At 44.7% G+C, this 26607-nt stretch carries 22 protein-coding genes; 14 read left to right on the forward strand and 8 right to left on the reverse strand.

Annotation, left to right across the window (positions count from 1 at the left end):
* Positions 1-1598: exodeoxyribonuclease V subunit alpha (gene recD, locus ABY436_RS03880; protein ID WP_372737714.1), on the forward strand; the 1598-nt coding region annotated here is incomplete at its 5' end.
* Between the two features lie 84 nt (positions 1599-1682).
* On the opposite strand, the gene ABY436_RS03885 is transcribed toward recD, so the two are convergent.
* Together ABY436_RS03885 and ABY436_RS03890 are read right to left on the reverse strand one after the other, a co-directional pair.
* Entirely contained in the window at positions 1683-1823 is a 141-nt protein-coding gene (locus ABY436_RS03885) for a hypothetical protein (protein WP_372737715.1), read from the reverse strand.
* Positions 1824-1869: 46 nt separating this feature from the next.
* Positions 1870-2112 carry a GrxA family glutaredoxin gene (locus tag ABY436_RS03890; protein ID WP_372737716.1) on the reverse strand — a complete coding sequence of 81 codons (243 nt, stop codon included), beginning with the start codon at positions 2110-2112 and terminating at the stop codon, positions 1870-1872.
* 557 nt (positions 2113-2669) lie between these two features.
* Between ABY436_RS03890 and mqo the strand changes: the two genes are divergently transcribed.
* The gene (gene mqo / locus ABY436_RS03895) at positions 2670-4154 is read left to right on the forward strand and encodes a malate dehydrogenase (quinone) (RefSeq protein ID WP_372737717.1); all 1485 of its coding nucleotides are present in this window, start codon (positions 2670-2672) and stop codon (positions 4152-4154) included.
* Positions 4155-4281: 127 nt separating this feature from the next.
* Here mqo and ABY436_RS03900 read toward each other — a convergent pair whose 3' ends face one another.
* Entirely contained in the window at positions 4282-4854 is a 573-nt protein-coding gene (locus ABY436_RS03900) for a TIGR04211 family SH3 domain-containing protein (RefSeq protein WP_372737718.1), read from the reverse strand.
* 191 nt (positions 4855-5045) lie between these two features.
* Between ABY436_RS03900 and ABY436_RS03905 the strand changes: the two genes are divergently transcribed.
* Positions 5046-5879, forward strand: a complete 834-nt coding sequence (locus ABY436_RS03905) for a mechanosensitive ion channel family protein (protein WP_372737719.1) — start codon at positions 5046-5048, stop codon at positions 5877-5879.
* 91 nt (positions 5880-5970) lie between these two features.
* Here the strand turns inward: ABY436_RS03905 and ABY436_RS03910 are convergent, their stop codons facing one another.
* The 4 genes from ABY436_RS03910 to ABY436_RS03925 all read right to left on the reverse strand — a co-directional run bounded on the left by ABY436_RS03910 (position 5971) and on the right by ABY436_RS03925 (position 10877).
* Positions 5971-8172, reverse strand: a complete 2202-nt coding sequence (locus ABY436_RS03910) for a hypothetical protein (RefSeq protein ID WP_372737720.1) — start codon at positions 8170-8172, stop codon at positions 5971-5973.
* A gap of 96 nt (positions 8173-8268) precedes the next feature.
* Positions 8269-8589 (reverse strand): membrane protein insertion efficiency factor YidD, encoded by a 321-nt coding sequence (gene yidD, locus ABY436_RS03915; RefSeq protein ID WP_372737721.1) that lies wholly within the window; start codon positions 8587-8589, stop codon positions 8269-8271.
* Positions 8546-9385, reverse strand: a complete 840-nt coding sequence (locus ABY436_RS03920) for a diguanylate cyclase domain-containing protein (protein WP_372737722.1) — start codon at positions 9383-9385, stop codon at positions 8546-8548. The genes yidD and ABY436_RS03920 overlap by 44 nt, the downstream gene beginning before the upstream one ends.
* Before the next feature lie 106 nt (positions 9386-9491).
* Complete coding sequence (locus ABY436_RS03925) at positions 9492-10877, reverse strand: PhoH family protein (protein ID WP_372737723.1); 1386 nt, start codon at positions 10875-10877, stop codon at positions 9492-9494.
* Positions 10878-10982: 105 nt separating this feature from the next.
* Between ABY436_RS03925 and cobB the strand changes: the two genes are divergently transcribed.
* Positions 10983-11693, forward strand: coding sequence for a Sir2 family NAD+-dependent deacetylase (gene cobB, locus ABY436_RS03930; RefSeq protein ID WP_372737724.1), 711 nt, complete (start codon positions 10983-10985; stop codon positions 11691-11693).
* A gap of 145 nt (positions 11694-11838) precedes the next feature.
* Positions 11839-13209, forward strand: a complete 1371-nt coding sequence (ppnN, locus tag ABY436_RS03935; protein ID WP_372737725.1) for a nucleotide 5'-monophosphate nucleosidase PpnN — start codon at positions 11839-11841, stop codon at positions 13207-13209.
* A 127-nt stretch (positions 13210-13336) separates the two neighbouring features.
* On the opposite strand, the gene bktB is transcribed toward ppnN, so the two are convergent.
* Positions 13337-14521, reverse strand: a complete 1185-nt coding sequence (gene bktB / locus ABY436_RS03940) for a beta-ketothiolase BktB (protein ID WP_372737726.1) — start codon at positions 14519-14521, stop codon at positions 13337-13339.
* 268 nt (positions 14522-14789) lie between these two features.
* On the opposite strand from bktB, the gene ABY436_RS03945 reads away from it, so the two are divergent.
* The 9 genes from ABY436_RS03945 to ABY436_RS03985 all read left to right on the forward strand — a co-directional run bounded on the left by ABY436_RS03945 (position 14790) and on the right by ABY436_RS03985 (position 26565).
* Positions 14790-15767, forward strand: a complete 978-nt coding sequence (locus tag ABY436_RS03945) for a M23 family metallopeptidase (protein ID WP_090728500.1) — start codon at positions 14790-14792, stop codon at positions 15765-15767.
* The gene (locus tag ABY436_RS03950) at positions 15716-16177 is read left to right on the forward strand and encodes a polymer-forming cytoskeletal protein (protein WP_090728501.1); all 462 of its coding nucleotides are present in this window, start codon (positions 15716-15718) and stop codon (positions 16175-16177) included. Before ABY436_RS03945 ends, ABY436_RS03950 begins: the two co-directional genes overlap by 52 nt.
* Before the next feature lie 3 nt (positions 16178-16180).
* Positions 16181-16987: a class II glutamine amidotransferase gene (locus tag ABY436_RS03955; protein WP_372737727.1), complete on the forward strand. Its 807-nt coding sequence runs from the start codon at positions 16181-16183 to the stop codon at positions 16985-16987.
* A gap of 93 nt (positions 16988-17080) precedes the next feature.
* Positions 17081-18739 (forward strand): AMP-binding protein, encoded by a 1659-nt coding sequence (locus ABY436_RS03960; RefSeq protein ID WP_372737728.1) that lies wholly within the window; start codon positions 17081-17083, stop codon positions 18737-18739.
* 54 nt (positions 18740-18793) lie between these two features.
* The gene (gene hrpA, locus ABY436_RS03965) at positions 18794-22783 is read left to right on the forward strand and encodes an ATP-dependent RNA helicase HrpA (RefSeq protein WP_372737729.1); all 3990 of its coding nucleotides are present in this window, start codon (positions 18794-18796) and stop codon (positions 22781-22783) included.
* A 337-nt stretch (positions 22784-23120) separates the two neighbouring features.
* Positions 23121-24026, forward strand: a complete 906-nt coding sequence (locus ABY436_RS03970; RefSeq protein WP_372737730.1) for a porin — start codon at positions 23121-23123, stop codon at positions 24024-24026.
* Between the two features lie 138 nt (positions 24027-24164).
* Positions 24165-24875 (forward strand): VacJ family lipoprotein, encoded by a 711-nt coding sequence (locus ABY436_RS03975; protein WP_090728505.1) that lies wholly within the window; start codon positions 24165-24167, stop codon positions 24873-24875.
* A gap of 35 nt (positions 24876-24910) precedes the next feature.
* Entirely contained in the window at positions 24911-26086 is a 1176-nt protein-coding gene (locus ABY436_RS03980) for a PP2C family protein-serine/threonine phosphatase (RefSeq protein ID WP_372737731.1), read from the forward strand.
* Positions 26083-26565, forward strand: a complete 483-nt coding sequence (locus ABY436_RS03985) for an STAS domain-containing protein (protein WP_372737732.1) — start codon at positions 26083-26085, stop codon at positions 26563-26565. The genes ABY436_RS03980 and ABY436_RS03985 overlap by 4 nt, the downstream gene beginning before the upstream one ends.
* Positions 26566-26607 lie beyond the last annotated feature (42 nt).

Consider the following 26607-nt stretch of genomic DNA (forward strand, 5'->3'; position numbering starts at 1 on the left):
CTCTTAATAAAAGCCCGGTTGTGACACCACTGGTATTAGATAAAGGGCGCTTGTATCTTTATCGTTATTGGCAATATGAGTGTCAGGTCGCGGTTGATTTGTTGGCGCGCGCCACTCCCGCTGATTTTTCACTGCCATTCCTTAAAGAAAAACTGAATGTGCTTTTTCCTTCAAGCGCATTTCCTTCAGGTGAGCGCTATCAAACTGAAGAGGCGATTGAACCCGATGGTCAGAGAATTGCCGCGGCGACGGCTGTTATGCAGTCTCTAGCTATTATCAGTGGTGGGCCGGGAACCGGAAAAACAACGACGATAACGCGAATGCTGGCGATCTACCTGCAGATGCAGCATCATCAGTATCCAGATAAACACCCGGTCATACGCTTAGCAGCCCCTACGGGGAAAGCGGCCGCACGTTTATCCGAATCAATCAGTGCGGCGCGTGATTCATTAGATGTCAGTGACGAAATCAAAGAGCAGATACCTGATGAAGGTACCACTCTGCATCGTCTTTTAGGTGCCCGCCCGGGACAGTCAGGCTTCAAATATAATGCGGATAATCCACTGCATCTTGATTTGCTGGTGGTCGATGAAGCATCGATGATTGATTTGCCCCTGATGGCTGGTTTGTTGTCGGCATTGCCGCCAAAGGCGAGGTTAATCCTCGTGGGGGATAAAGAGCAGTTGGCCTCTGTTGAAGCGGGTAGTGTTATGGGAGACCTTTGTGCATTACCCAAGCAGGCCAGGCGAAGCCATAAAATGGCTGCTTGCCTGCAGGAAACATGTGGTCTGACAGAGTCACTGGCCTTAAATGCTTTACCGTTTGCTGATTCGGTGGCTTTTCTGACACGTAGTTATCGGTTTTCAATGGACAGTGGTATTGGCGCATTGGCTCGCGCTGTTAATAACGGCAGTGCCGAACAAGTAAAAACAGTATTGCAGTCTGGCTATAGTGACGTGCAGCGGCTGTCGGTGAATACTTCAGATAATTCTCAATTAATTCAGCATATGTTAGTTAAGTATAGAAGCTATCTGGATACGGTGAGTATGAATGCTCCTCCTGCGGATATTTTAAAACGTTTCTCAGACTTTCGTGTTTTATGTGGATTACGCAAAGGCATTTTTGGTGTGGAAACGCTTAATGAAGCCTTTGAAAAGGAGGCCGAAAGCCGCCATTTGATTAAAATGAATGGCCGTTGGTATCCCGGTAGGCCTGTTATGATTACGCGTAATGATCGTTCTTTACGCCTGTATAACGGTGATGTGGGAATCGCATTGACAGATGCACAAACACAGCAGTTGAAAGTATGGTTTGATCAGGGAGGAGAGTTGGTTTCATACTCCACTAGCCGTTTACCACAGCATGAAACAGTATTTGCGATGACAGTGCACAAAAGTCAGGGATCTGAGTTTAACGAAGTGACACTGGTGTTGGCGGAGGATGCTAAGGTGATTAGCCGGGAGTTAGTCTATACAGGAATAACACGCGCTAAAAAATATTGCTCACTTTACGGCTCATTTAAAACGATCGCAGCGTCTATCGATAAAGTAACCATCAGAATGAGTGGATTGGCAGAAAGAATCTGGGATAGAGGATAAAAACGAGCATATCCGCAAATTCTATCTACCGCTTGTTCTGCCTGTCACCCGCTCTATCTGCTTCTGATTCTGGCTGAATGTCACTTAGCGGCGGCGGTTTTTAGGACGCTGCTCATCAGTTTTTATGCGAATAGGCTGCATCTCTTTCTTCTGGCTGACAGAAAGTAGCTGTTTACCGATAAACACGGCAAGTACTGCGATTATAAGAGTCATCAGAATTGTCATAAACTACCTCGTAGACATTTTTTATTACTTAGCGTTACTGTAGACCTTAAAGGCCCATGTCAGCAACCTTATTCGAAAATTCGGTGTATCCGCCTACATACTCCTGGCCGATAAAAATCTGAGGCACGGTATGTACCGGTTTTCCAATCGTTTTTTCTAAGTCAGCCTGGCTGATATTTTCCTTGTGGATATCTAAATAGGTGAAATTGAGATTTTTTTGTTCACAGATCTGCTTTGCTCTTTTACAAAAGCCACAACCCTCTTTGCCAAAAATAGTCACACGTTCCATCTAGTCTCTCCTGTTGATAGAAATTAAGACTTAATAAAACATTAAAAGTTGCAGTTTTCTAATGGGTTATTGCTATTAAACAGATTAATGAAACTAATCAGCGAATTCAGGAACGAGTATTTGACATCAGGCATCTCGCAGATAGCTTAGGTCAGGGTGTAGAGGGTCATTACTTCAGGCGTAGGTTATACAGAGGAGTTTGTAAACTGACAATTATGGAAAAGCGAAGGAATATAATGAGTTATCAGCAGTGATCGAATAAAAAAAGACTGTCAAAATGGCACACGTATACTACGAATTGACCAGTACTAAAGGCCTTATTCTTCAAGACATTTGCAAAAGATTCCGTATAATTTGCGCCAATATACCCCATATGGAAATGTTTTATACGTTCATATGTTTGTAATTAGTACGAAAATCCTAGGGTAAGGCATCCTATAGACAGCGAAACCATAAGATTCGTTGCAGTGTGATTCAGAGTGATTTGCTCTTAATTATTCACACTATCGGGTGTGATTTTCAGATCCCATATTTATATTAGAAATGGTGAGAGCAAAATGATAGCAAAATCGGCAGATGTATTGTTAGTAGGTGCGGGTGCGATGAGTACCACCCTGGGTATGCTTTTGAAGCAGCTCGACCCTGACATCAATATTGTGATGGTAGAACGGTTAGGTCATGTTGCACATGAAAGTACAGATGGCTGGAATAATGCCGGAACAGGGCATGCAGCTTATTGTGAACTGAACTACACACCGAAACTACCTGACGGTAGCATTGATACCGCTAAAGCTTTTGTCATTAACTCTGCTTTTGAGGTTAGCCTGCAGTTTTGGTCATATCTGGTTAAGCAGGGTGCTTTACCAAAACCAGAAAACTTTATTCATGCAACGCCTCATCAAAGCTTTGTTTGGGGGGAGGCTAATGTTGAGTTTTTGCGTAAGCGTTATGCGGCCCTGAGTCAGTCGCCGCAATTCGCAGATATGGAGTACAGTGAAGATCCTCGTGTCTTACGTGAATGGATGCCGCTGATTCTTGAAAACCGTGATCCTATGGAGCCTATTGCGGGCACGCGGGTTCGTTATGGTGCTGATGTTGATTTTGGTGCGCTTGCGCGCAACATGACACACTATCTTCAGGCGCAGGATAATTTTGAGTTGTTACTTAATCATACTGTTACAGATCTTGAGCAGGATGATGATGGTCAATGGCAGGTTGCGCTTGAAAACAGAAAAACGGGTGTGGAAAGAACCATAGCATCGCGTTTTGTCTTTTTGGGGGCAGGCGGTGGTGCGTTACCTTTATTGCAGATGTCTGGTATTCCTGAAGGAGATGGTTACGGCGGCTTTCCTGTCAGTGGTCAGTGGCTTGTATGTAAAAAGCCAGAAATCGTTGCAAAACATCAAGCCAAAGTTTATGGCTTAGCGCCTATTGGTGCGCCTCCCATGTCTGTGCCACATTTAGATACGCGTATCATCAGTGGTGAGAAAGCCTTATTGTTTGGTCCGTTTGCTGGCTTTACTACTAAGTTTCTAAAACAGGGTTCCATATTGGATCTGCCTAAAAGTTTACGAACGAATAACCTTAAATCTATGTTGTCTGTGGGTAAAAACAATATGGATCTGACGCGTTATCTGATCAGTGAGGCGATGCAATCCCATGAAGAGCGTGTTGCCTCTCTGCGTAACTTCTACCCTGATGCTAAAGATGAAGACTGGGAGCTGGCCAATGCGGGGCAACGGGTTCAGATCATCAAAAAAGATAAGGACAAAGGCGGTAAATTAGAGTTTGGAACGGAAGTTATCACGGCGGCTGATCATTCATTGGCCGCATTGCTGGGCGCTTCACCAGGTGCATCAACGGCCGTTAATACGATGATCAATATCGTTGAGCGCTGCTTTCCTGAACGCTTGGCAACAGACGAGTGGCAGCAGAAATTGAAGGAGATGGTTCCTTCATACGGTGAATCATTGAAGGATAACGATGAATTACTGAAGCGTGTCCGTCAATATACCCTATCTACACTGGAGCTTGATCAGTAGTGCCTGATAGTTGAGTGGCTCCCTTATTTAGGACGGGTCATAGGTAAATAAAAAGCCGACTTGAATGTCGGCTTTTTTATCTGTGCAATTTGGTACCCAGCACTTTCAGTGACAGAAATGAAAAGAATTACATCCAGTCATCTCTGCGTTTTTTCTTTTTAGGTAAGTAGGGTACAAGCAAACCTAATAAAACGCCGCCCAGAGCAACCAGACCACCGTAAGTAAACCAGCGCATCAGATTACTTTCATCCATGTTGTCTATTTGGCGGTTCAGGTCTGTAATTTCTGTATTTAATTTGGAGAGTTGGTCAGAATAAGTACCATTTTCAGCTTTGAAGGTGTCAAGTTCACCCCGAAGGCTTTGAATCTCTGTTGATTGCTGTTTGACCAGTACTTCACTTGTTTCCAGTGCGGATTCAAGCTTCGGAACCCGGATTTGAATACTGTCACCGTTCTCCACGTTATTGGCATCAACCCAGCCGGTTTTTCCTGAAGAGGTGCGGACCTGGATAAATTTACCATCACCACTTTTTCTCAGGATGTCGATCGATGACCCACTGCGAACACGTCCGGTAATTTTATATTGATTACTGGGGCCGCCATGGACAAAAACATAAACGTCATCGGCAATATGGCCTTTTTCGGCCAAAGCAGGGATTGAAGCCGAAATGAATACAGCTGCAAGTATATATTTCTTCATTGTTCAGAGAGCCTTTGTCTCGGATTAATGTATTGGATGGATACCTCTGAGAGAACACCTATTGTAAATGATTTACTCTGCAATAGGATCGAAAAGATGCGCTAAAGTTCCTTTAGATATAGGATTTATAGCACGAGAAAGGGATAATGCCGCCTAGTTTGTATCAGACCAATTAGACAATGGAGTTATCAATGGAAAAATTTCTGGATCCAGACATGTTAATCAATATTCAGAATGAGTATATCCTGCCTTGGGGTATCAATATTCTGACAGCGGTTGCTGTTTTTATTGCGGGGCGTGTTGTTGTTGGATTGGTGATGAGGCTTGTTAAGAAGCTGCTGCAAAAATCTAAAATGGACAATATGTTAATTAATTTTATCTCGTCTATTTTAAGCTCTTTGTTGCTCCTTTTTGTCATTGTAGCGTCACTCGATCAGCTTGGTGTGAATACTTCTTCTTTAATTGCGATTGTCGGCGCAGCAGGTTTGGCAATCGGTTTGTCTTTACAGGACTCCTTGAAGAATTTTGCGGCAGGTGTTCTTCTGGTGGTGTTTCGCCCGTTCAAAGAGGGTCATTTTATTGAAGCCGCTGGTGTTTCGGGTGTTGTAGAGAGTATTTCAATTTTCAGTACGGTGATGCGTACCGGGGATAACCGTGAAGTGATTGTGCCTAATGGACCAATCTATAGTGGTGTTATTACGAATTATTCTAAACGTGATACTCGTCGGGTCGATATGGTATTTGGTATTGGATATGATGCGGACCTGTTACAAGCGAAAAAATTATTGGCTGAAATATTGTCAGAAGATGAACGCATTCTTCCTGAGCCGGCGAGCGTTATTGCTGTTGCCGCACTGGCTGACAGTAGCGTGAATTTTAATGTTCGTCCCTGGGTCAAAACCTCTGATTACTGGGCGGTTCTGTGGGACACCAATGAAAAGGTAAAGCTGCGCTTTGATGCGGCAGGTATTTCTATTCCATTCCCGCAGATGGATGTTCATCTGCACAAGCAAGACCAGAACTAGTCAGGGTTTTCAGACTACCGTTCAGGTTCGGGCGATAGTTTAATCAGATCTCAGACCAGAGTGATGCTGTCGCCTGGTCTTCATATTCTGGCTATTTTAATGAAGGGTTACGAGGCAGCTGATTTAATTGTCCGCGTAACTCATCATTTTCCTGATTAGCTTTCTGAGTCTCCATTCGGTATTTAAAAATCTCTTCGTAGCGTGCTTCCAGTTTAGCTTCAAGTGACGCTATCTCTTTTTGTTGCTGGCTGACAGTAGACTCGAGTGTATCAATCTGACTTTGTAAGCTGGACAGCATACCAAAACCATTCGGCAGCAGCTCATCCTCCTCATCCTCAATGCCTTGAGCAACACTTTTAGTACTCAATTCATTATAAATATGGCTATAAAGCGCTTTGAGGTCGCTTGATTCACGGTCTGAATAGCGAATGGTCTGCTCTATCGCGCTATGAGCACTGGCAGCACCAATAGAACCTGCCAGTAAGTGTTCCAGCATTCGATGAAACTCGATAAGTTCAATAATGGTGATGTGGGGCTTGCCAAGGACCTGCAGGTCTTCAGCAATGGTATAGACTGATTCGCGCGCCTTGTCTGCGGTTAGATACTGTGAGAGTAATATTTTAGCTTCTTCTATTTTTATGCTTAACGTTATATAAGCATCCAGGCCGGTCGGGCGTGCTTTGCTGCTGATGTTTTGTGGTTGCATTGCCGCCATGAACTCAGTGGTGAGTGTGCGTTCATCTTTGTGCGGGTGGTATATGAGTGAGCCGATAATATAAAAACTGATATTAAACAAGAGACTCCAGATAACACTATGGGTCACTGGGTTAAACCCATCCAGGCCCAGAAGTGCTTCTGGTCTTAACTGCTCAATACCCCAGGGTCCGTAAACTAAAATGTCCTGATTTAACCATCCCTGTTTGATAAAGGTAGGTAAACCCAAGGTGTAACACCAGATGAAAAAGCCAGCCAGCAGACCCGAAAATGCTCCGCCGCTGTTTCCCTTGATCCAGAACATTCCTCCAAAAACAGCGGGGGCAAACTGCAAAATAGCAACGAAGGATAGTAAACCGATGGCGACCAATATGTAGGAGTCGCTGAATTCATATTCAAACCAATAACTGCAGGCAAGAATCAAGACTACAAGTATCCAGCGTATCTGCAGAAGGTGGGTGCGTAGGCGTTGGGCTGCAGTGAAGCACTCAATTAAGGGTAACACCAGATGGTTAGAAACCATGGTGGAAAGTGTCATAGTGGTAATGATGATCATGCCGGTAGCGGCGGAAAAGCCGCCAATAAACGCAAACATGGTCAGTGTCGGGTACCCTGCTTGTTGAGGTAGCAACAACACAAAGAAATCCGCAGATTCGGCAGGAAGGCCGCTCATTAAGCCTGCAGCAGCTAAAGGTATTACGAAGAGATTGATGGCAATCATATACAGCGGAAATAACCACATGGCTGTTTTGATATGTTGCTGGTCAGTATTTTCAATAACGGCGACATGGAATTGTCTGGGCAATAGAAAGATGCCTGCGAAACTCAGTACGATTAATGTCATCCACATGCTGGCACTGTTTTCAACAACATTGAACTGGGTTATGTATGACAGGTTAGCTTCTGCTATACGTGTATTAATATCAACCAGGCCATCATAGAGCACGAAGCAAACAAATAAGCCAACGCTGGCAAAGGCAACCAGTTTGACCACGCTTTCAACAACAAGCGCCACTATCATTCCCTGATGTCGTTCGGTTGGGTCCAGCTTACGGACACCAAAAATGATAGTAAAAGCGGCCATTATTAACGTGATAAAAATTCCGCTGTACTCAGAGCTTGCGCCGCCTTGTTCATTTGTAATAATTTCGAATGAACTAACGATCGCTTTTAATTGCAGTGCGATATAGGGAAGGATGCCGACAAGCGCGATTACTGTGACCAGGCCGGCGATTCTCTGGGAGCGGCGGTATCGTGTAGAGATGAAGTCGGCAATACTGGTGATACGAAAAGTTTCTTTGATGGCTACCATCTTTCTGAGCGTAACCCACCAGAACATAATGCCGATAATTGCACCCACATAGATGCCTAAAAACAGCAGCCCTGATGTGCTGGCAAAACCGACGCTGCCATAAAAAGTCCATGATGTATGAAAAACCGCGAGGGAAAGCGCATAAATCCATGGGCTTTTGAGCGGCCTGCCTGATTTGGTAATCCGCCGTTCAACAAGTTGAGCCACAGCAAATAGCAAAAGCATGTAGAAGATGACGGTTGAAATCACGGCTAAGGGCGAAAACATCAAAATTGGCCTTTCAAAGAGTGCTCTGGTTCTGTATCTGGTGACTGTTCAAAATATACACTGATTGTAGCGCGTTTTTATACAGAGGTTTAAACACTATTTGGCAGAGTCACTATATGACTTTTCATGCGGGCTGCATCCGCATGCGGGAGGGACTAAGTCGATCCCTCCGTCGTGCCAGGGGTGGCACTTGAGAATTCTGCGAGTACCTAAACCGACTCCCTTCAAGAGGCCGTGGGTTTCAATGGCTTCAAGCATATAATGAGAGCAACTGGGATAGAAACGACAGTTATTTCCCAGAAATGGGCTGATGGCGTATTGATAGACGCGAATTACAGCGGTCAGCACAGCGGTTATTATTTTCTTCAAAACCCTATATCCCGGTACAGTTTTTTTCAGCACGTAACAGAAAGTCATCAAACTGGGAGTCGAGAGTGCTGTCAAATTCGGCACTTCCGTACATCATTTCAAGGGGGATGTTGGTATCGGCGATAAGAATATCTCTACCAGAGATCGCCGTTTTGATCCGGCGCGTGACAATGTTAGTTTGTTCAAGCGTTGCATCGAGCAGGCAGATTACAAAGCTATTATTATCGAGTCTGGCCGCGTAGTCTGACTCGCGTAACACATCGCGTAAGGCCCGGGATACATTAATCAATATATGATCACCCATGGCGTAACCATAGCTTTGATTGACATGACGCATGTTTGAGATAGTAACAACCAGTAAAGAGGTAGGGTGCTTATAACGTTTAGCGCGGGCAATATCCTGCGTCCCCATCAAAAATAGCTGTGACCGGTTAAAGAGGCCAGTCAAAGGGTCGTGTGTTGTTTGTGTGGTTAATGCCGTTTCACTTTGAATTAACGCACTGATATCCTGTAAAAACACATGGATTTGGGAGTGGTGAGGTCGGTACGTTGCAGTGTATTGACGCAGGCCTGCGCCGCTCATGAGGGCAATGCGATGCTGTTGGGTTGTTTTATCTGCAGCGGCCTGCTGGGTGTGACTGATCAGTGAAGCGACTGCCTCCTCTGATTGGTTTAAATCAGACAAAGTGAATGTCATTAAATCGGATACTGCCGTATGAAAAACATGACCTGCCGCTTCATTAGCATAAGTGATGCGCATGTCATCAATAACAAGTACCGCATTGGGGCTGTATTCGACAAGTGGATGTGATGTTGTGTTTGTTATGCTTGTATCAGTACTCATATAAAATCCACGTATTTGCTTTATTCGTCTGAATTCAGGCTAATGATTGTTTAAATATTCTCAATGACAGCCGTGATTCATCATCGGAATAACGGCTGTCTTATTATTATAGGTTCTCTTCAGCGTATTCAGCCAGTCGTGAGCGGAATATTCCTTCAAAGTGAACATTTGCAGCACCATCAAAGCCTTTAAAGCGTTCTACTATATAAGTTAACCCGGAAGTAAGTGGCGTCAGGTAATTAGAGTCGATTTGTGCCAGGTTGCCCAAACAGATCATCTTTGTGCCTTTCCCTGAGCGGGTAAGGATAGTTTTCAGCTGTGAGGGTGTCAGGTTCTGTGCTTCATCAATGATAACAACGGCGTCCTGAATACTCCGGCCGCGTATAAAATTTAATGATTTAAATTGGATGTTGGCCTTTTCAATAGTGTATTTAACGCTGCTCAACGGGCGCTCATCATTTTCGTGCATCGCTTCAAGGTTATCATTGATTGCACTCATCCAGGGTGTCATTTTTTCCTCTTCCGTGCCGGGCAGAAAGCCTATATCTTCGGCTACGGGAGGCGTTGAACGGGTCACAATAATCTTATTATAGCGTTTGTCTTCAATGACCATTTCAAGTGCGCAGGCTAAAGCGATCAAGGTCTTTCCCGAGCCTGCTGCGCCATTCAGAATGGAGAGATCAATCGAGGGGTCAAGTACCGACTGCATGGCAAATGCCTGGTAGATATTGATCGGCGAGATGCCCCAGCAAGTTTGTTGCATCAGGTGCTCATAACCTAAATCGAGTAGCACAATTTCGGTTTCATTAATGGCGACGACACGTGCGGCAAAATCTTTTGAGTCATCAAAAATATATTCGCTGATATAGGCATCAGGAATTAAGGATTTATCAATATAGTGGTATGTTTTACCTTCTTCCTGAACGCTTTTTACCTGATCGACTTTTTCCCAGAATGTGCCATCCAGGTGTGTATGACCGGCCGGCAGTAACTCGATATCAGAAACCAACTGGTCAGTACGATAGTCTTCCACTCGCTCTAAACCCGCGCCGAGTGCCTTTAGTCGCATATTGATATCTTTAGTAACCAGTACAACTTCGCGATCTGTTGTTGTTGATTGCAGGTGCAGAGCACAATTTATAATGAGATTGTCTTTTTTGTTGCTGGTGAGAAAGCCAGGTCGGGCGGTGAGTTCGTGGTCGGGAAAAATACTGAGCTTACCGAGTTTAATTTCCCTGTCTTTTCCGGGAAGAGGAATCTGCACACCTTTGGTTATTTGTGATGGTGAGGCTGCGGTAGATAAAATATCGTCAATGGCTCTGATTGCATAGCGAGCTTCTTGAGCAACGTTTTTTTTGCGATCCTTGATATCATCCAGTTCTTCGAGAACGGTCATCGGGATCGTTATATCTTGTTCTTTGAACTCATACAGGCATCTGGGGTCGTGCAGTAGAACGTTAGTGTCGAGAATATAGAGTTTTGCTTCGCTCATGGCTCTATCCTTTTGTAGTCTAAAGAGAATGGCAGACTTAATAGACCTTCAACATTCATGATAGTCTACTGTTCTGCAGTTGTGGTCAACTATCCGGAGAAGCGAATGGGTTATCAATCAATCGTTGTATTAACGGGAGCGGGTATCTCTGCTGAATCGGGTATACGGACCTTCAGGGCCAGTGACGGGTTATGGGAAGATCACCTTATCGAGGACGTTGCGACACCAGAAGGTTTTCATAGAGACCCTGCGCTGGTGCATCGTTTTTATAATGCACGACGACAGCAGTTGTTTAGTGCTGCTGTGCAACCGAATGAAGCGCATAACGCTTTGGTTAAGCTGGAAGCGCATTTTGAGGGGCGCTTTCTGCTGGTGACACAAAATGTCGATAATTTACATGAGCGCGCCGGCAGTAAGTCTCTTATTCATATGCACGGCGAATTGCTGAATGTGCGTTGTATCCGGACGGGGTTCGTCTCTTTGGTCAAGGGCAGCGTGACGCCACAGGATCGATGCGTCTGTTGTGGTCTGTCAGGAACATTGAGGCCGGATATCGTTTGGTTTGGTGAAGAACCCATGCAAATGAACGCTATTTATCATGCGTTAAGTCAATGCGATCTTTTTTTATCAATAGGTACGTCAGGGCATGTATACCCGGCAGCCGGCTTTGTCGAAGTCGCTAATCAGGTCGGTGCTCTTAGCGTAGAAATTAATCTTGAACCGTCACGTAAAGAATCGCACTTTAAAGCGCATTACTATGGTCCGGCGAGCGAACGGGTGCCTGATTTTGTTGATGAGTTAATAAGTGGCAGTTAAAAAACTCAGTAAGAAAAGTATAAGTTTCTGTTATTTATAGATATACCTGTGTAAAAGTGAACTATGTTGAAGAAAAAAGATGTCTGAAAAAGAGTTAAAGCAGTGACTATTAATATCGATTTATTTTTTTGAGGATGGTGGGTTTATGATCACTGAACATTTTATTAATGCAAATGTTACGCCGTTGGAGAGCATGGATTCCCTCTCTCCACATGAGGTGGCTAAATTACAGGATATGAGTAATGGCGGTTTATACCGACTGTTTCGTCAATGTAGTCTGGCTGTGTTAAATACGGGAAGTGAATTGGATAGTACACGTACGGTGTTACATCGTTTTCGTGAGTTTGATATACGCATCAAGCACAAGCATAGGGGAGTACAACTGGAATTAATTAATGCGCCTGCGTCAGCGTTTGTTGATGGTGAAATTATTCAGGGTATCCGTGAGCATCTTTTTACAGTTCTGCGGGATTTACTGTATGTGGGCGATGAGCTTGATCAGTGTTGTGACGGTTTGAGTGAATCGCAACGCATTACTAATACCGTGTTCCATATTTTACGTCACGCCGATGCTATGCGTCCTCATGTGAAGCCCAATTTAGTGGTGTGTTGGGGAGGACATTCGATTCAACGGGTAGAATATGATTACACCAAAGAAGTCGGTTATGAGCTGGGTTTGCGGTCCTTCGATATCTGCACAGGATGCGGTCCCGGCGCCATGAAAGGGCCAATGAAAGGGGCAACCATTGCGCATGCTAAACAACGAAAAATGGGTCCCCGGTATATAGGCCTGACAGAGCCGGGCATCATTGCCGCTGAATCACCTAACCCTATCGTTAATGAGTTGGTGACCTTGCCTGATATCGAAAAGCGCTTAGAGGCATTTGTGCGTTTGGGGCATGGGATTGTAGTATTTCCCGGCGGTGCGGGTACAGCAGAAGAGATTCTTTATTTGTTAGGAATTTTGCTTCACCCTAAAAACAGGAATATTCCTTTTCCACTTGTTTTTACCGGGCCGGCAGGCAGTGAAGCTTATTTTGAAACAGTAGATCGCTTTATTAAATTAACAATTGGAGAGCGGGCTGCAGAGCTATACCAAATAGTCGTGGCTGACTCACATGGTGTTGCTGTAAAAGTCCGCGAAGGTATGACGCGCGTTCTGGAGTATCGTAAACAGACGGATGAGTCCTATCATTACAACTGGCAGTTGCATATCCCACATGAGTTTCAACAGCCATTTGAGCCGACGCATGAAGAGATGGCGCAGTTGAATCTGGATAAAGGGCAGCCCGATTATATTTTAGCGGCTCAGCTCAGAAAGGCATTATCAGGCATTGTTGCCGGTAATGTGAAGGAACCGGGGGTCTTGGCTATTGAGCAGCATGGGCCTTTTGAGCTTACCGGGGATGCAGAGATCATGAGTGCATTAGATCAGCTGCTTTCATCCTTTGTAGAGCAAAAACGGATGAAGATTAACCATGAAGAATATCAGCCCTGTTACAGAATTGTAAATTAACAGCTTCGTGAATTAACAGCTTCGTCAATTAAGCGAAAAAAAGAGCCTCAATTGAGGCTCTTTTTCACTTATCTGACTATTTAACAGGTTATTAATTATCCGATAAGTACTATCTGTTTTTTATCGCTTATACGCGCTCAAGCAGTGCAGCAATGCCCTGGCCACCACCGATACACATAGTAACAACAGCATAACGTCCTTCAACGCGTTGCAATTCATACAGTGCTTTAACAGTGATAATGGCACCAGTCGCACCAATGGGGTGACCCAAAGAGATACCAGAACCGTTAGGGTTTACTTTGTCTGCAGGCAGGTCAAGGTCACGGGCTACAGCCAGTGCCTGAGCTGCAAATGCTTCGTTTACTTCCCAAACATCGATATCAGCTACCGTTAGGCCTGCTTCGTCTAGCAGTTTGCGAACGGCAGGTATCGGGCCAATACCCATATATTTAGGCTCAACCCCTGCAAACGAGTAGCCAGCCAGGCGTGCCATTGGTTTCAGGCCACGAGACTGAGCTTCATCAGCACTCATCATGGTAACAACCGCAGCCGCATCATTCAGACCTGATGCGTTACCTGCCGTTACACTACCATCACGCTTAAAGGCTGGGCGTAACTTAGTCATGTCTTCTAATTTACAGCCTTTACGGGTGTGCTCATCGGTATCGAAGAAAGTGCTGCCATTACGGCTTTTCAACTCTATCGGCAGAATCTGATCTTTAAAGCGACCCGATGTTGTAGCGGCTTCAGCGCGTTGATGGCTGAGGGTAGCCAGTGCATCCTGGTCTTCACGGCTGATGTTCCATTTTTCTGCTACGTTTTCAGCCGTGATGCCCATGTGCGTATCTTCGAACGGGCAGGTAAGCGCGCCGACCATCGCATCAAGAACCTCAGTGTCTCCCATACGCTGGCCAAATCGAGCGCTTGGAATCCAATACTGTGAACGACTCATTACCTCAGCACCGCCAGCTACTGCTGCTTTACAGTGGCCCAGTTGAATTTGCTGGGCAGCGGTAACAATAGCTTGTAAGCCACTACCACAGAGGCGGTTTACTGTTAAACCCGGTGTTTCGTGCGGTAAGCCGCCGTTAACGGCAGCAACGCGACCTATGTACATATCGCGGCGTTCGGTATGGATTACATTACCAATAACACTGTGTCCGAAACCGGCAGGCTCTACACCAGAACGTTTAACAGCTTCTTCAACAACGGCTGCTGCTAACTCACAAGGAGTTTTTGTTTTCAGACTACCACCGAAACCGCCTATGGCTGTACGTACGCCACTTAAAAAAACGACATCATGCTGACTCATACCCTACTTTCCTTTTTTTAAAATAGTTACAACTGTTATTACAACAGTAATTACGACATTAATTTCAATTCTGACTTGAGGGGAAATCTTTTCAGATGCAATGAACATAAACCATATCTGCACGAGGAGTTATAGTGTTCTATAGACAATTGGTTTAATTTTTAGACTATAGAGTAATACTCATAGAGGAATATATAGGTGTTTTATGACAAGGCTGATATTTATGAGTATATTTGCAGCTGTCTGATGCAGTATTAAGGGCCGGAGATTGAAGAATAAGTTAATAGTTACCTTAACGACCATGCGGGGCTCGCGGCAGTACTCTCTGGGACAAATGGCTCGGTATCTGCTAGTGTTATTTGTTATCCTGTCAGCAGTGAGCTTTTTTATTTCAAATTGGTTGTTGGTAAAAACCACTGATGATTTAGCACTCCTGGAAGAAGATCATGAACAGCTGAATGATCAGTATGAGATGATGTTGGGTACGCAAAATCTATATAAAAATGAGTTAGACCAGTTGAGCGTTTCGTTGTCCAGAGTCGCTAGTCAACGAGATAAGTTACAAGCTGAGAATATCCGCATGGGCGATAAGCTCTATGAGGGTAATAACCGTCTGGGAGAGCTGAGTGCGACACTTGATGCGAGTTTGAATGGTTTAGAAACGTTATTGAATGTCGAACCCTCCGGTGATATGTCACCAGAAAGGTTAGAGTCATTAACCATGATGGCCAATCAGCGCTTGTTTATGCTGAATAGTATTCCCAATGGTTTGCCTATTCAGGCTATGCGGATTAATGATAGCTATGGTATGCGGATGCACCCTATTCACAAGAAACGTGTCATGCATCGGGGTATAGATTATAAAGCCGAAAAAGGGACGCCCGTATATTCCACAGCCGATGGTGTGGTTGAGTATGCGGGGAATAGGGGGGATGGTTATGGTGTGCAGGTTGTGATCTTGCATGGCTTTGGATTTAAAACCAACTATAGCCATTTGAATAATACCGAAGTGAGCAGCGGTGAATTTGTTCATAAAGGACAAAAAATTGCAGAGAGTGGCAATACGGGTAGATCAACGGGAGCTCACCTGCATTACGAGGTAAGGCACCTCTATTCGACTCTCAATCCGGCACCTTTTGTGGCATGGAATATAGCTAACTTTGATTCAATTTTTACAACAGTGAAGAGTGTGAAATGGGCTTCCTTAAAAAATCTGTATCCTCTAAATCAAACCATTCAGCCTTAACCATTATTGCTGATGGTAATAAGCTTTCCGGCGAAATGAATATCGTTGGGAAGATGCATATCGATGGGGTATTTGAAGGGAATATCAATTCTCTTGATAATATTTCAATTGGGGCAACGGGTCATGTGTCGGGCGTAATAAAAGCTAAACATATGACAGTGACTGGTTTGCTGGAAGGTGAGGTGGTTTGTGATGAACTGCATATTGAAAAAGGCGGAAGAGTGCGGGCAACGGTTCTCAGCAAGGTGATGAGTATTGATCCTTTAGGTTGCTTTCAGGGTGAACGCAGAGAAAATGCAGGCCCGGCTTATCCCGCGGTTAAGGCTCTTGATTATGAATCAGGCGTTGATGCGATTGATTCACTGCCTGACAAAATTACACTGCAATCATCTGAAAAACCGGCTTCTTAATCTATGTGTGAATTGCTGGGTATGAGTGCCAATGTTCCGACCGATATTTGCTTTAGCTTTAGTGGTTTGATGCAAAGGGGAGGAGGTACCGGACCACATCGGGATGGTTGGGGAATCGCTTTTTATGAAGGAAAAGGTGTGCGCTCTTTCCATGATCCGGAGCCCAGTTGCGATTCCGTTATTGCGAATCTTGTTAAAAACCATCCGATCAAGAGTTTGGTGGTCATTAGTCATATCCGACAAGCAAATGTCGGTTCAGTTTGTTTGGAAAATACGCATCCTTTTATCAGGGAGTTATGGGGCTATAGCTGGTCATTTGCTCATAACGGCCAGCTGGATAAGCGCTTATTTGATTTGCCGTTAACTTTTTATCGCCCTGTTGGCACCACTGATAGCGAGTATGCTTTTTGCTGGTTATTAGGCCAGATACGCCTGGAGTTTCCTGACCGTCCGGATACTTCTGATCAATTAACAACGTTTATTCATCAATGCTGCGAACAGTTGAGGGCATTCGGTGTCTTTAATATGTTGTTGTCTGAGTCTCAGTATTTATTGGCCTACTGCACTACAAAGCTATCCTGGTTGACAAGAAGTGCCCCATTTGGCGAAGCCAGCCTTAAAGATGATGATATGACGGTTGATTTTTGTACGCAAACAACTGACAAAGATATCGTTACCGTGGTGGCAACAGAGCCTTTAACCGACAACGAAGCATGGATTGCAATAAAAACAGGTGAGCTGGTTGTGTTTCGAAAAGGGCTGGATCAGACGCACCGCTTATCGCCCGATGGCGATGAGAGGTCGTTTTGAATAGAGGTTGTGAATAATAGGGATTGTGAATAAAAGGATCGCCGTGATCAGGCGTGATTGGTTAAACCGATGTCATGAGTGGGTTGAAGTAAATTGAATCAGACAAGTGATTTGCCCGTATCGACCATTACTGAATTGTTGGCTTTTTCTTGTAGGCGTTACCCCCATCATCCGGCATTTACGCATGCCGGTGCAACGCTGACTTACCACGAACTGGACCGTCTCAGCGGGCTGTTTTCCAGCTATCTTTTGCATCATTCCTGTTTAGTTAAAGGTGATCGCATCGCCTTGCTATTGCCGAATTTGCTGCAATTTCCGGTTGTTTTCTTTGGTGCATTAAGGGCTGGTCTGGTTGTGGTTAATATTAATCCTCAATTTACGGCATATGAATTACAGCATCAGCTAAATGACAGTGGCGCTAAAGCGGCGGTAGTGCTTTCTAATCTGACCGAAAGTCTCTCTGAAATTATTCACTTCACTGAATTAAAAGAGGTGATTGTTACCAATGTGGTTGATCTGCACTCGCCACTTGTGCGTTGCTGGAGTTGGCTTGCTGGTGGCTGGAAGCAACAACAGTGGGAGTGGGGGAGTAGCGTTACAACGACCCGCTTGAGAAAAGCGTTGAAGTTAGGTGAAGCTAAAGCGTGGCAGAATATTAACGCTGCGCCTGATGATTTGGCGTTGCTGCAATATACTGGCGGCACCACCGGTGTGTCCAAAGGCGTGATGCTTCAGCATCGTCAGTTAATTGCCAATATGCAGCAAATTAATGATGTCTTAAAGAAGGTAGTGATCCCCGGTAGTGAAGTCGTTTGCGCGCCACTGCCTATTTATCATATATATTCTCTGACATTTCATTGTTTGGTGATGTTATCCCGGGGAAGTCATATGGTGTTAATCCCTAACCCGCGGGATCTTGACTCCTTTGTTGCGGAGTTTGCAAAGTATCCGATTAGCATTTTTGCGGGCCTTAATACACTGTTTGTCAGCTTATGCCAGCATCCGGCTTTTATTCAATTAGATTTTGAAAATTTAAAACTGACCTTTTCAGGTGGCGCCGCTTTGACTCAATCAGCGGCGCGCGATTGGCAGGCGGTTACTGGCTGTGAGATTCTGGAGGGGTACGGGTTAACTGAGGCCTCGCCTGTGGTAGCTGCTAACAGGCCATACTCGGTTGTCTCGCAGACGGTCGGTAAACCGTTACGTGACACCTGTGTTAAAATACTGGGTGAAGAGGGTGAGGTGCTCACCTATGGAGAAACGGGTGAATTGTGGGTGAAAGGGCCGCAGGTGATGCAGGGATACTGGAAAAAGCCAGAGGATACACGTCAGGTTTTGCAGGACGGTTGGTTGCAGACCGGAGATATCGCCAGAATGGATCGGCAAGGAAATATCCGGATTGTTGATAGAAAAAAAGATATGATCAATGTTTCAGGATTTGCTGTATACCCCAATGAATTAGAAAAAGTGATTAGTTGTCATCCGGATGTGCTCGAATGTGCCGCAATCGGCATTCCTGATGATGTTGTGGGGGAGCATATCAAGCTATATGTAGTGTCCTCTAATCAGCGTTTATCTATTCGTGATGTCAGAGACTATTGTCGTGAGCGTTTAACGTCTTATAAAGTACCCCGTCTTGTCGAGTTCAGGCGGTGCTTGCCTCACAATGCTGTCGGTAAAGTGTTGCGACGTCAGCTCAGAGAAGAAGAGTTCAATGCTTTGCAACACCCTAAACATGGTCGCCACCTGTAATCGATCCTCCTTTTGTAATCGATACTCCTTTATAAAATAGCTAATGTGAATTCAGTGAAAGACGATACTCAACGATTTTCTGCGTTATTTAAACTCCTTGATAATTGTCTGACTGCAGACCGTGCAAGGTTGCAGCATGCCATCAGAAAAATGGCGGAACGTGCAAAAAAAGATCAGCCTGTAGATAAAATGCAGCGTGATATTGAGGCAAAAACAGACGCAAGTCAGATGGCTGTTCAGCGAAGGCAGGCGTTGATTGGTGATATTAGCTATCCGCCGCTGCCCGTTTCTGAGCGGAAAGAAGAGATAAAAGACGCCATCAGTAAGCATCAGGTCGTGGTGATTGCCGGCGAGACCGGCTCGGGGAAAACGACACAGTTACCAAAAATCTGTCTTGAGATGGGGTATGGCGCGCAAGGGTTGATCGGGCATACACAGCCCCGTCGTCTGGCTGCACGTACCGTAGCGACCCGCATTGCCGAAGAGTTGCACTCACAGGTGGGGGCTAAGGTGGGTTATCAGGTTCGATTTACCGACCTGGTCAGTGAAGATTCGCTGATAAAACTGATGACTGATGGTATTTTGCTGGCAGAAACACAGCATGATCCTTTGTTGTCTAAGTATCAGGTCATCATCATCGATGAGGCGCATGAGAGAAGTCTGAATATTGATTTCCTGTTGGGGTATCTCAAGCGTATCTTGCCGCAAAGACCAGACCTTAAGTTGATTATTACCTCGGCCACCATCGATTTGCAGCGGTTTTCTGAGCATTTTGGAAAGGCGCCTGTTATCGAAGTGTCAGGTCGGACTTACCCTGTTGAAACCTTATATCGGCCATTACTCGGTGGAAGTGATGGTGAGACTGAAGGTAAGAGTAAAGAAGATTCGCAGGACAGAACTCTGCAGCAAGGTATTTATGATGCTGTTGAAGAGATTATTGACCTTGATAAAGCCGCTAAACGAAGTGGTGCCCGGGATGTTCTGATCTTCTTGAGTGGAGAAAGAGAGATCAGGGAGACCGCTGAAATACTGCGCAAAGCCCAGTTACGTGATACCGAGGTAATGCCTTTATATGCCCGATTGAGTGTTTCAGAACAGAATAAGATTTTTCAGGGAGCGCGGAGTGCCGGCCGGCGCATCGTGCTGGCTACCAATGTGGCGGAAACGTCGGTTACCGTGCCGAATATCCGTTATGTGATTGATACCGGTGTCGCGCGAATTTCCCGCTATAGCTATCGCTCTAAAGTGCAGCGCTTACCCATAGAGGCCATTTCACAGGCGAGTGCCAACCAGCGTGCAGGTCGGTGCGGCCGTGTCGCTGAAGGTGTTTGTATTCGCCTTTATAGTGAAGATGATTTTAAACAGCGGCCGGCTTTTACGGATGCCGAGATTCAACGTACAAATCTGGCCGCTGTTATTTTACAGATGCTGAATCTGAAACTAGGCAGTATTGCCGATTTCCCCTTTATTGATCCTCCGGATAGTCGTTTTATCAGTGATGGATTCAAACTGTTAGAAGAGTTGGGTGCTGTTAATCCTCGGCGCCAGATGACAGGGCTAGGTCGAAAACTGAGTCAGTTGCCGGTGGATCCGCGCATTGGACGGATGATTATTGAAGCGGAAAAACAGGGGGCGTTAAAAGAGGTGCTGGTTATTGCCAGTGCGTTGAGTACCCAGGACCCCCGTGAACGGCCTCTGGACAAACAGCAGGCGGCAGACGAAAAGCATAAGCAATACACAGATGATCAATCAGATTTCGTCACTATGCTGAATTTATGGCAGCATTATGAGGTGCAGCGACAGGAGCTTTCGCAGAACCAGTTGCGTAAGTACTGTCAGCAGAATTTTCTTTCTTTTATGCGGATGCGGGAATGGCGCGATGTTCATCGTCAGCTGCACCTTGCTGCAAAACAGTTGGGTTTAAAAGAGATCACTGAGCCTGCGGGTTACCGGGAACTGCATGTCTCTTTATTAGCGGGATTATTAAGTCATATCGGCTTTAAGCAGGAAAATAAAGAGTTTCTCGGTGCCCGCAATCGTCGCTTTCATATTTTTCCTGCATCGGCCTTATTTAAGAAGCCGCCAAAGTGGGTCATGGCAGCGGAGCTGGTTGAAACGACCAAGCTGTATGCGCGCATGCTGGCGCGTATCGAGCCTGAATGGGCGGAGCCGTTAGCGGCTCATCTGGTTAAACGTGCCTATCTGGAACCCGCATGGCATAAAAAGCGCGCGCAGGTCGTGGCAACGGAGCAGGTGTCTTTGTATGGATTGCTGATTGTGCCTAAGCGCTTAGTGCATTATGGCGTGATTGATCCTGAAGTGTCTCATCAGATATTTATTCGCTCGGCGCTGGTTGAAGGTGATTTTGAGACAAAAGGTGCTTTTTTTAAGCACAACCAAGGTTTGCTGGCACATATTGAAACATTAGAGGCTAAGTCGCGTCGTAAAGATCTGCTGGTGGATGAAGAAACACTGTATGACTTCTATGCAGAAAAATTTATAGAACATAATGGCGCGCATATTGTTAACGGCGCTGGCTTTGAAAAATGGCGCAAAGGGGTTGAATCCCAGCAAGCTGATGCGCTTTATCTGACTGAAAAAGATCTGCTGCAGCGCTCAGCCTCACATGTGTCTAAGGGAGATTATCCTGATGAGTTTCTGTGGAAGGGGGTAAAACTTCGCTTAAGTTATCATTTTGAACCGGGCTGTGTTGATGATGGCGTATCCCTTTCTGTGCCGCTGGCGCTGCTCAAGCAACTCCCTGTAAAAAGACTGGAGTGGCTGGTACCCGGCATGATTAAAGAAAAATATGTGGCGTTGTTGAAAGGCTTGCCCAAACAGCGCCGCAAGAATTTTGTGCCGGTACCTGACTACGCGGAGGCATTAGCGGAAGCCGTGGTATTTGCTGAAGGCGATCTGCATGAGGCGATGGCGCATCAATTGTTACGTATGAGTGGGCTCCGCTTAGCGCCTTCTGAGCTCAGTGACGTGCAGTTAGATGATCATTATCGTATTAATATAAAGTTAATAGATGAAAAGGGTGTGCTCGTCGCACAAAGCAGAGACTGGAATTATTTGTGTGAGCATTATGGCGCTCACTCAGACGCCGCTATAAAAGAAGGCCCTGAAGACAGCTGGGGAAGGAAAGGAATAACCGAATGGGATTTCGGAGAATGGGTCGAAAAGGTCCAGTTGCGTCAGGCGGGAGGTATTATGATTGATGCCTGGCCTATGCTGGTTGACCGGCAAGACAGTGTTGAGCTGATGCTGGCAATGAGCAAAGCAGAAGCCCTGCAGTGTTCGGTTCAGGGGTTTACACGCCTGGCCATGTTAGCGATGGTGCCTCAGATTAGAGCCTCCAGAGGGAAAATTCTTCGTCTTAATGAAAGTTTATTGCTGGCCAGTAAGATTTTTTCAAAAAATGAGTTTGAAGAAAACATCATGTATCAGGCGGTAAAAAGTGTGATGCATCTGGAGGGTGATTTGAATGAGTGCTTGCCTAAATCTGAGCAGGAATTTGCTGCAAGAGTCAAAACCGCAAAAGCAGAATTGAATGACAGAGTGCAGTCTTTGTCGCAGCTTATCTATACTATTCACCAGCAGTATCACGCTATTATGAAGCAGTTAAACAGTAAGGTATCATTAGAGACGGTGATCATTCTCAATGATATAAAAAGCCAGCTCGGTCACTTAATCTACAAAAACTATATATCCACTATCTCGTGGTCTGAATTGTCCCAATACACAAGATATATGCAAGCGATTCAGATACGCCTTGAAAAATTCGCACGTGAACTTCCACGTCAGCGAATGCTCAGTGATCAATTGCAGCAGTTATGGGCAGCCTATCAGACTCTGTATGAACAGAAGAAAAAGCTCGGTGTAGGTGATACAATATGGATAGAAGAATTGAACCGATACCGTTGGTATTTAGAGGAGTATCGGATCTCGCTTTTTGCTCAACAGGTCGGCACATTAGAAAGTGTTTCTGAGAAAAGAGTAAAGCAACGCTGGAAAGAGATTCTGTCTGAATCAGATCAATAAAATATTAAATTTTAACTTTTTATTGATCGTGGAAACTTTTAAAAGGTTGCGATGTCCGCTCTGCTGTGTTGTAATGCGCACAATTTAAATGTGTGCAGAGATTAGTGCGTTAAGACGGATCTTGCAAACGGATTATTGAAAACACTGTAGCTAGTAATGGAAACAGTGAAGACAAATTGATAGACATATGAAATAAAAGTGGAAAAAACACTTTCATATGTTTGAAATATTATTAATTTATAGTACTTTCTTAGTTGTCACTGTTCTAAAAAAGGGCAGGCATTAAGAAAAACTAGAATTCACTACTAGTATATTGAATCTTGAAGGGGAAATATTGATGAAAAAGTCACTGATCGCTCTAGCTGTTGCTGGTGCTCTGGCTGTTCCAATGGTTGCACAGGCTGACGCTACACTTTACGGTTCTTTGCGTGTTAAAGTTGAAGGCGGCGATGGCCAGGAAGTCAACGTTAATGACAATAGTTCACGTATCGGTATCAAAGGTTCTGTTGATACTAACATCGATGGCGTTAAAGCTATCTATCACGCTGAATGGTCTGTAGATACTGCTGATGCTGGATCTGATTTCGGTGGTCGTCTGGGCTATGTTGGTTTGACAGGTGGTTTCGGTACTGCTGCAATCGGTCAGCAGTGGACTCCTGAATACAGCTTCGCAACTGGCGTTGTAGATATTCTGGATGGTAACTCTTCTGCTGTGACACTTGATCTGTTCCGTGCTAGCAACGTGGTTTCTTACGTTACTCCTAACTTGGGTGGTTTCTCAGGTGCGTTGGCTGTAGTTGCTGATGCTGAAGCAGGTAACGACGGTGAAGATGTTGATTCTTATCACGTTGCTGGTAAGTACTCTGTAGCTGGCTTCACCGGTGGTGTATCTTACATCCAAAATGAAGGTGCAGACGATATGAACAGAACTGCAGCTTCTGTAGCTTATGCTGCTGATGCTCTGTATGTTGCGCTGTTGTGGCAGGACCGTGAAGCATCTGCTGATGATTCTTACGAATTAGCAGGTTCATACGCTTTCGGTGATACTTCACTGTTGGCTAGCTACGCTGAACAGGGCGATGCTAACGCATACAGCCTTGAAGTTCAGCATAAACTGGGCAAGCAGGCTCGTGTATTTGCTAACTACATGGATGTGAACGAAGATGCAACTGTAGCTGCAACTGGTTTTAATGGTTCAGCTAAAAATGATACTTTCTCTACTGGTTTACGCGTAGATTTCTAATCTTAATTTAGATTAGCATTTCTCTTAAAAGGCTCCTTCGGGAGTCTTTTTGCGTTTTATCAATATTTGATAAGTGTTTGATTTTATTTTGCAGAACAGTGCCTTACAATTAAGGTTTACCCGTATCAGGAAGCGACGATGTTTAGAAAGCAAGCAGCGTGTCTGGGGTGTAGTCTTGCCCTTGTTATATCTTTTTATAGTTCAGGTGTAAGTGCGAATATTGAATCTGATCCCTGGGAAGGTATAAACAGAAGTATTTATCAGTTTAATAAAAAGATTGATAGTGCTTTTGTTAAGCCGCTTGCTCAAGGTTATCATGCAGTTACTCCCGACATTATCGAGACCGGCGTGCATAACTTTTTCTCTAATCTGGGCGATGTGACTTCATTAGCTAATAATATCCTGCAGCTTAAGCTGGATGCTTCGCTTACCGACTTTTCCCGTATTGTCTTTAATAGCACCTTTGGCTTGGCTGGCTTGATTGATGTCGCGACCCCCATGGGGTTGAAAAGCGCCGAAGAAGATTTTGGTCAGACGCTGGGTTACTGGGGTATTACATCCGGTCCGTATGTCGTTTTACCTTTATTGGGCCCTAGTTCTGTGCGGGATGGCCTGGCTAAAATTCCTGACAGTAGTATAAATCTGTGGGCTGACGAAGTAGATCATATTCCTACGCGTAACAGTGGTTATGCTGCCGAGTTGTTAGATAAGCGAGTAGGGCTGTTTTCGGTAGAAAAACTGATTAGCGGTGATGAGTATGGTTTTGTTCGTGATGCTTATTTACAACAACGTGAGTTTGAAGTGAAAGATGGTCAGATGGATGGCACGTTTAATCAGGACGATTTTTAGCGATATTAAAGTCTGGTCAGATTAAACTAGTATTTATGACAAATTATTTATCAGGCATACAGCTGTTTGGCTTTAGGCAACAAGACTTATCTTTAATCAGATCAGTGCTTAGTAGCGCGGGTCTTGATGGGCCCGGTATTGAAGCGCTGGATAACGTGATGCCCGAGGCAGGCTTGCTGTTTAAAAATTTTGGCATCTATGTATTGTCTGTGTCTGATCGGATTGATTTTGAACATCTGAAACCCCTGGCTGGAGATGATGGGCGATTTCCTATTATCGTGATATTGCATCAAAATAGTACGCCTTCGGTGATAGACGCATTAAGAGCCGGTGCTGATGATGTGTTTTATATAGAAAGCCTGCAGGTAGAATCTCCTGATTTTATAAATTCTATACAGCTAAAACTTAATCGTTGTCGCTTACTTTACGAGCGCCTGGTTTATCGTGAAGGACTTGAAGCCTCGTTAGAAGAGTTAAAAGATGATCAGTATGCTGCGTTTCAGGTACAAAGTCGTTTGCTTCCTGCCGCGCAGCAGGTGATTCACGATATTGAATATCAATTCAGCATTACACCGTCACTTATTGTTAGCGGTGATTTTGTAGATGTGGTGCCCATTAGCGATGAGCTGACGCTTTTTTATCTGGCTGATGTTTCAGGTCATGGCGCTTCATCTGCTTTAGTTACTGTGTTGCTGAAGAATATTACCAGTCGTCTGTTGCGAAATTTTAAGCGCAGCTCCAGTTATGATATTTTATCTCCCCTTGAAACGCTGACTCGTTTTAATACCGAGATATATGCATTAGGACTCGATAAGCATCTGACAATCTTTTGTGGCTTGATCAATCAGCCAGAGAATACTCTGACATATGCGGTAGGGGGGCATCACCCTATGCCTGTTTATAAGTCCCCGGAAAAACTAATGGTGCTTGAAGGACGGGGTATGCCTGTCGGTTTGTTTACAGATGCCGTGTTTGTTGAGAAGAAAATAGTATTGGATAAAAACTTTTCACTCTATCTGTTTTCTGACGGGGTTTTGGAGTTGTTACCGCAAAGCTCTATTGTTGAAAAAGAAAAGGCTTTGTTAGATTGGTTGGATGCTACTAACGTCAATTTTTCGGCGCTTAAATCTCATATATTTGAAGGTAATAAACATTTGGAACAGTATCCTGATGATATTGCCATTATGTCAGTCTCGAGAGTTATATTATGAACCAGGGTTCTATTCACTATGCGCTTCTTGATAATCACTATGTGATTAAATTTACCGGTGAAGTCCGTCTGACACAGTGCTCTTCTCTGGGGACCCATATTGAAAAGGTAATATCCTCGGATGAATGTGAGCATGTATTAGTCGATGTAACAGAAGCTACCTGCCTTGATAGCACCACCCTTGGGTTGATTGCCAAGTTGGCTGTACGCGCTAAAAACAGGGGCTTGCCTACTCCGATGGTGGTGTCTACTCATGATGATGTGACGCGAACATTATTAAGCATGGGGTTTGACCAGATTTTTGTTTTTCTGGATGTGTTGCCGATAACGCAATACGAGTTAATACAGGTGCCTTTAATACAAGAGTCGGCTGAAGAGATGCAGCAACGTATTATTAAAGCGCATAAAGTGCTCATGTCGTTAAATGATTCAAATTATGAAGCGTTCAATAGTTTGATTGCCGCATTAGAGGAAAAATAGGACTTATTCCTATATATTCGATTTCTCACCTCTGTAGAATAG

The organism is Neptunomonas sp. (assembly GCF_041601355.1).
GTDB lineage: Bacteria > Pseudomonadota > Gammaproteobacteria > Pseudomonadales > Balneatricaceae > Neptunomonas.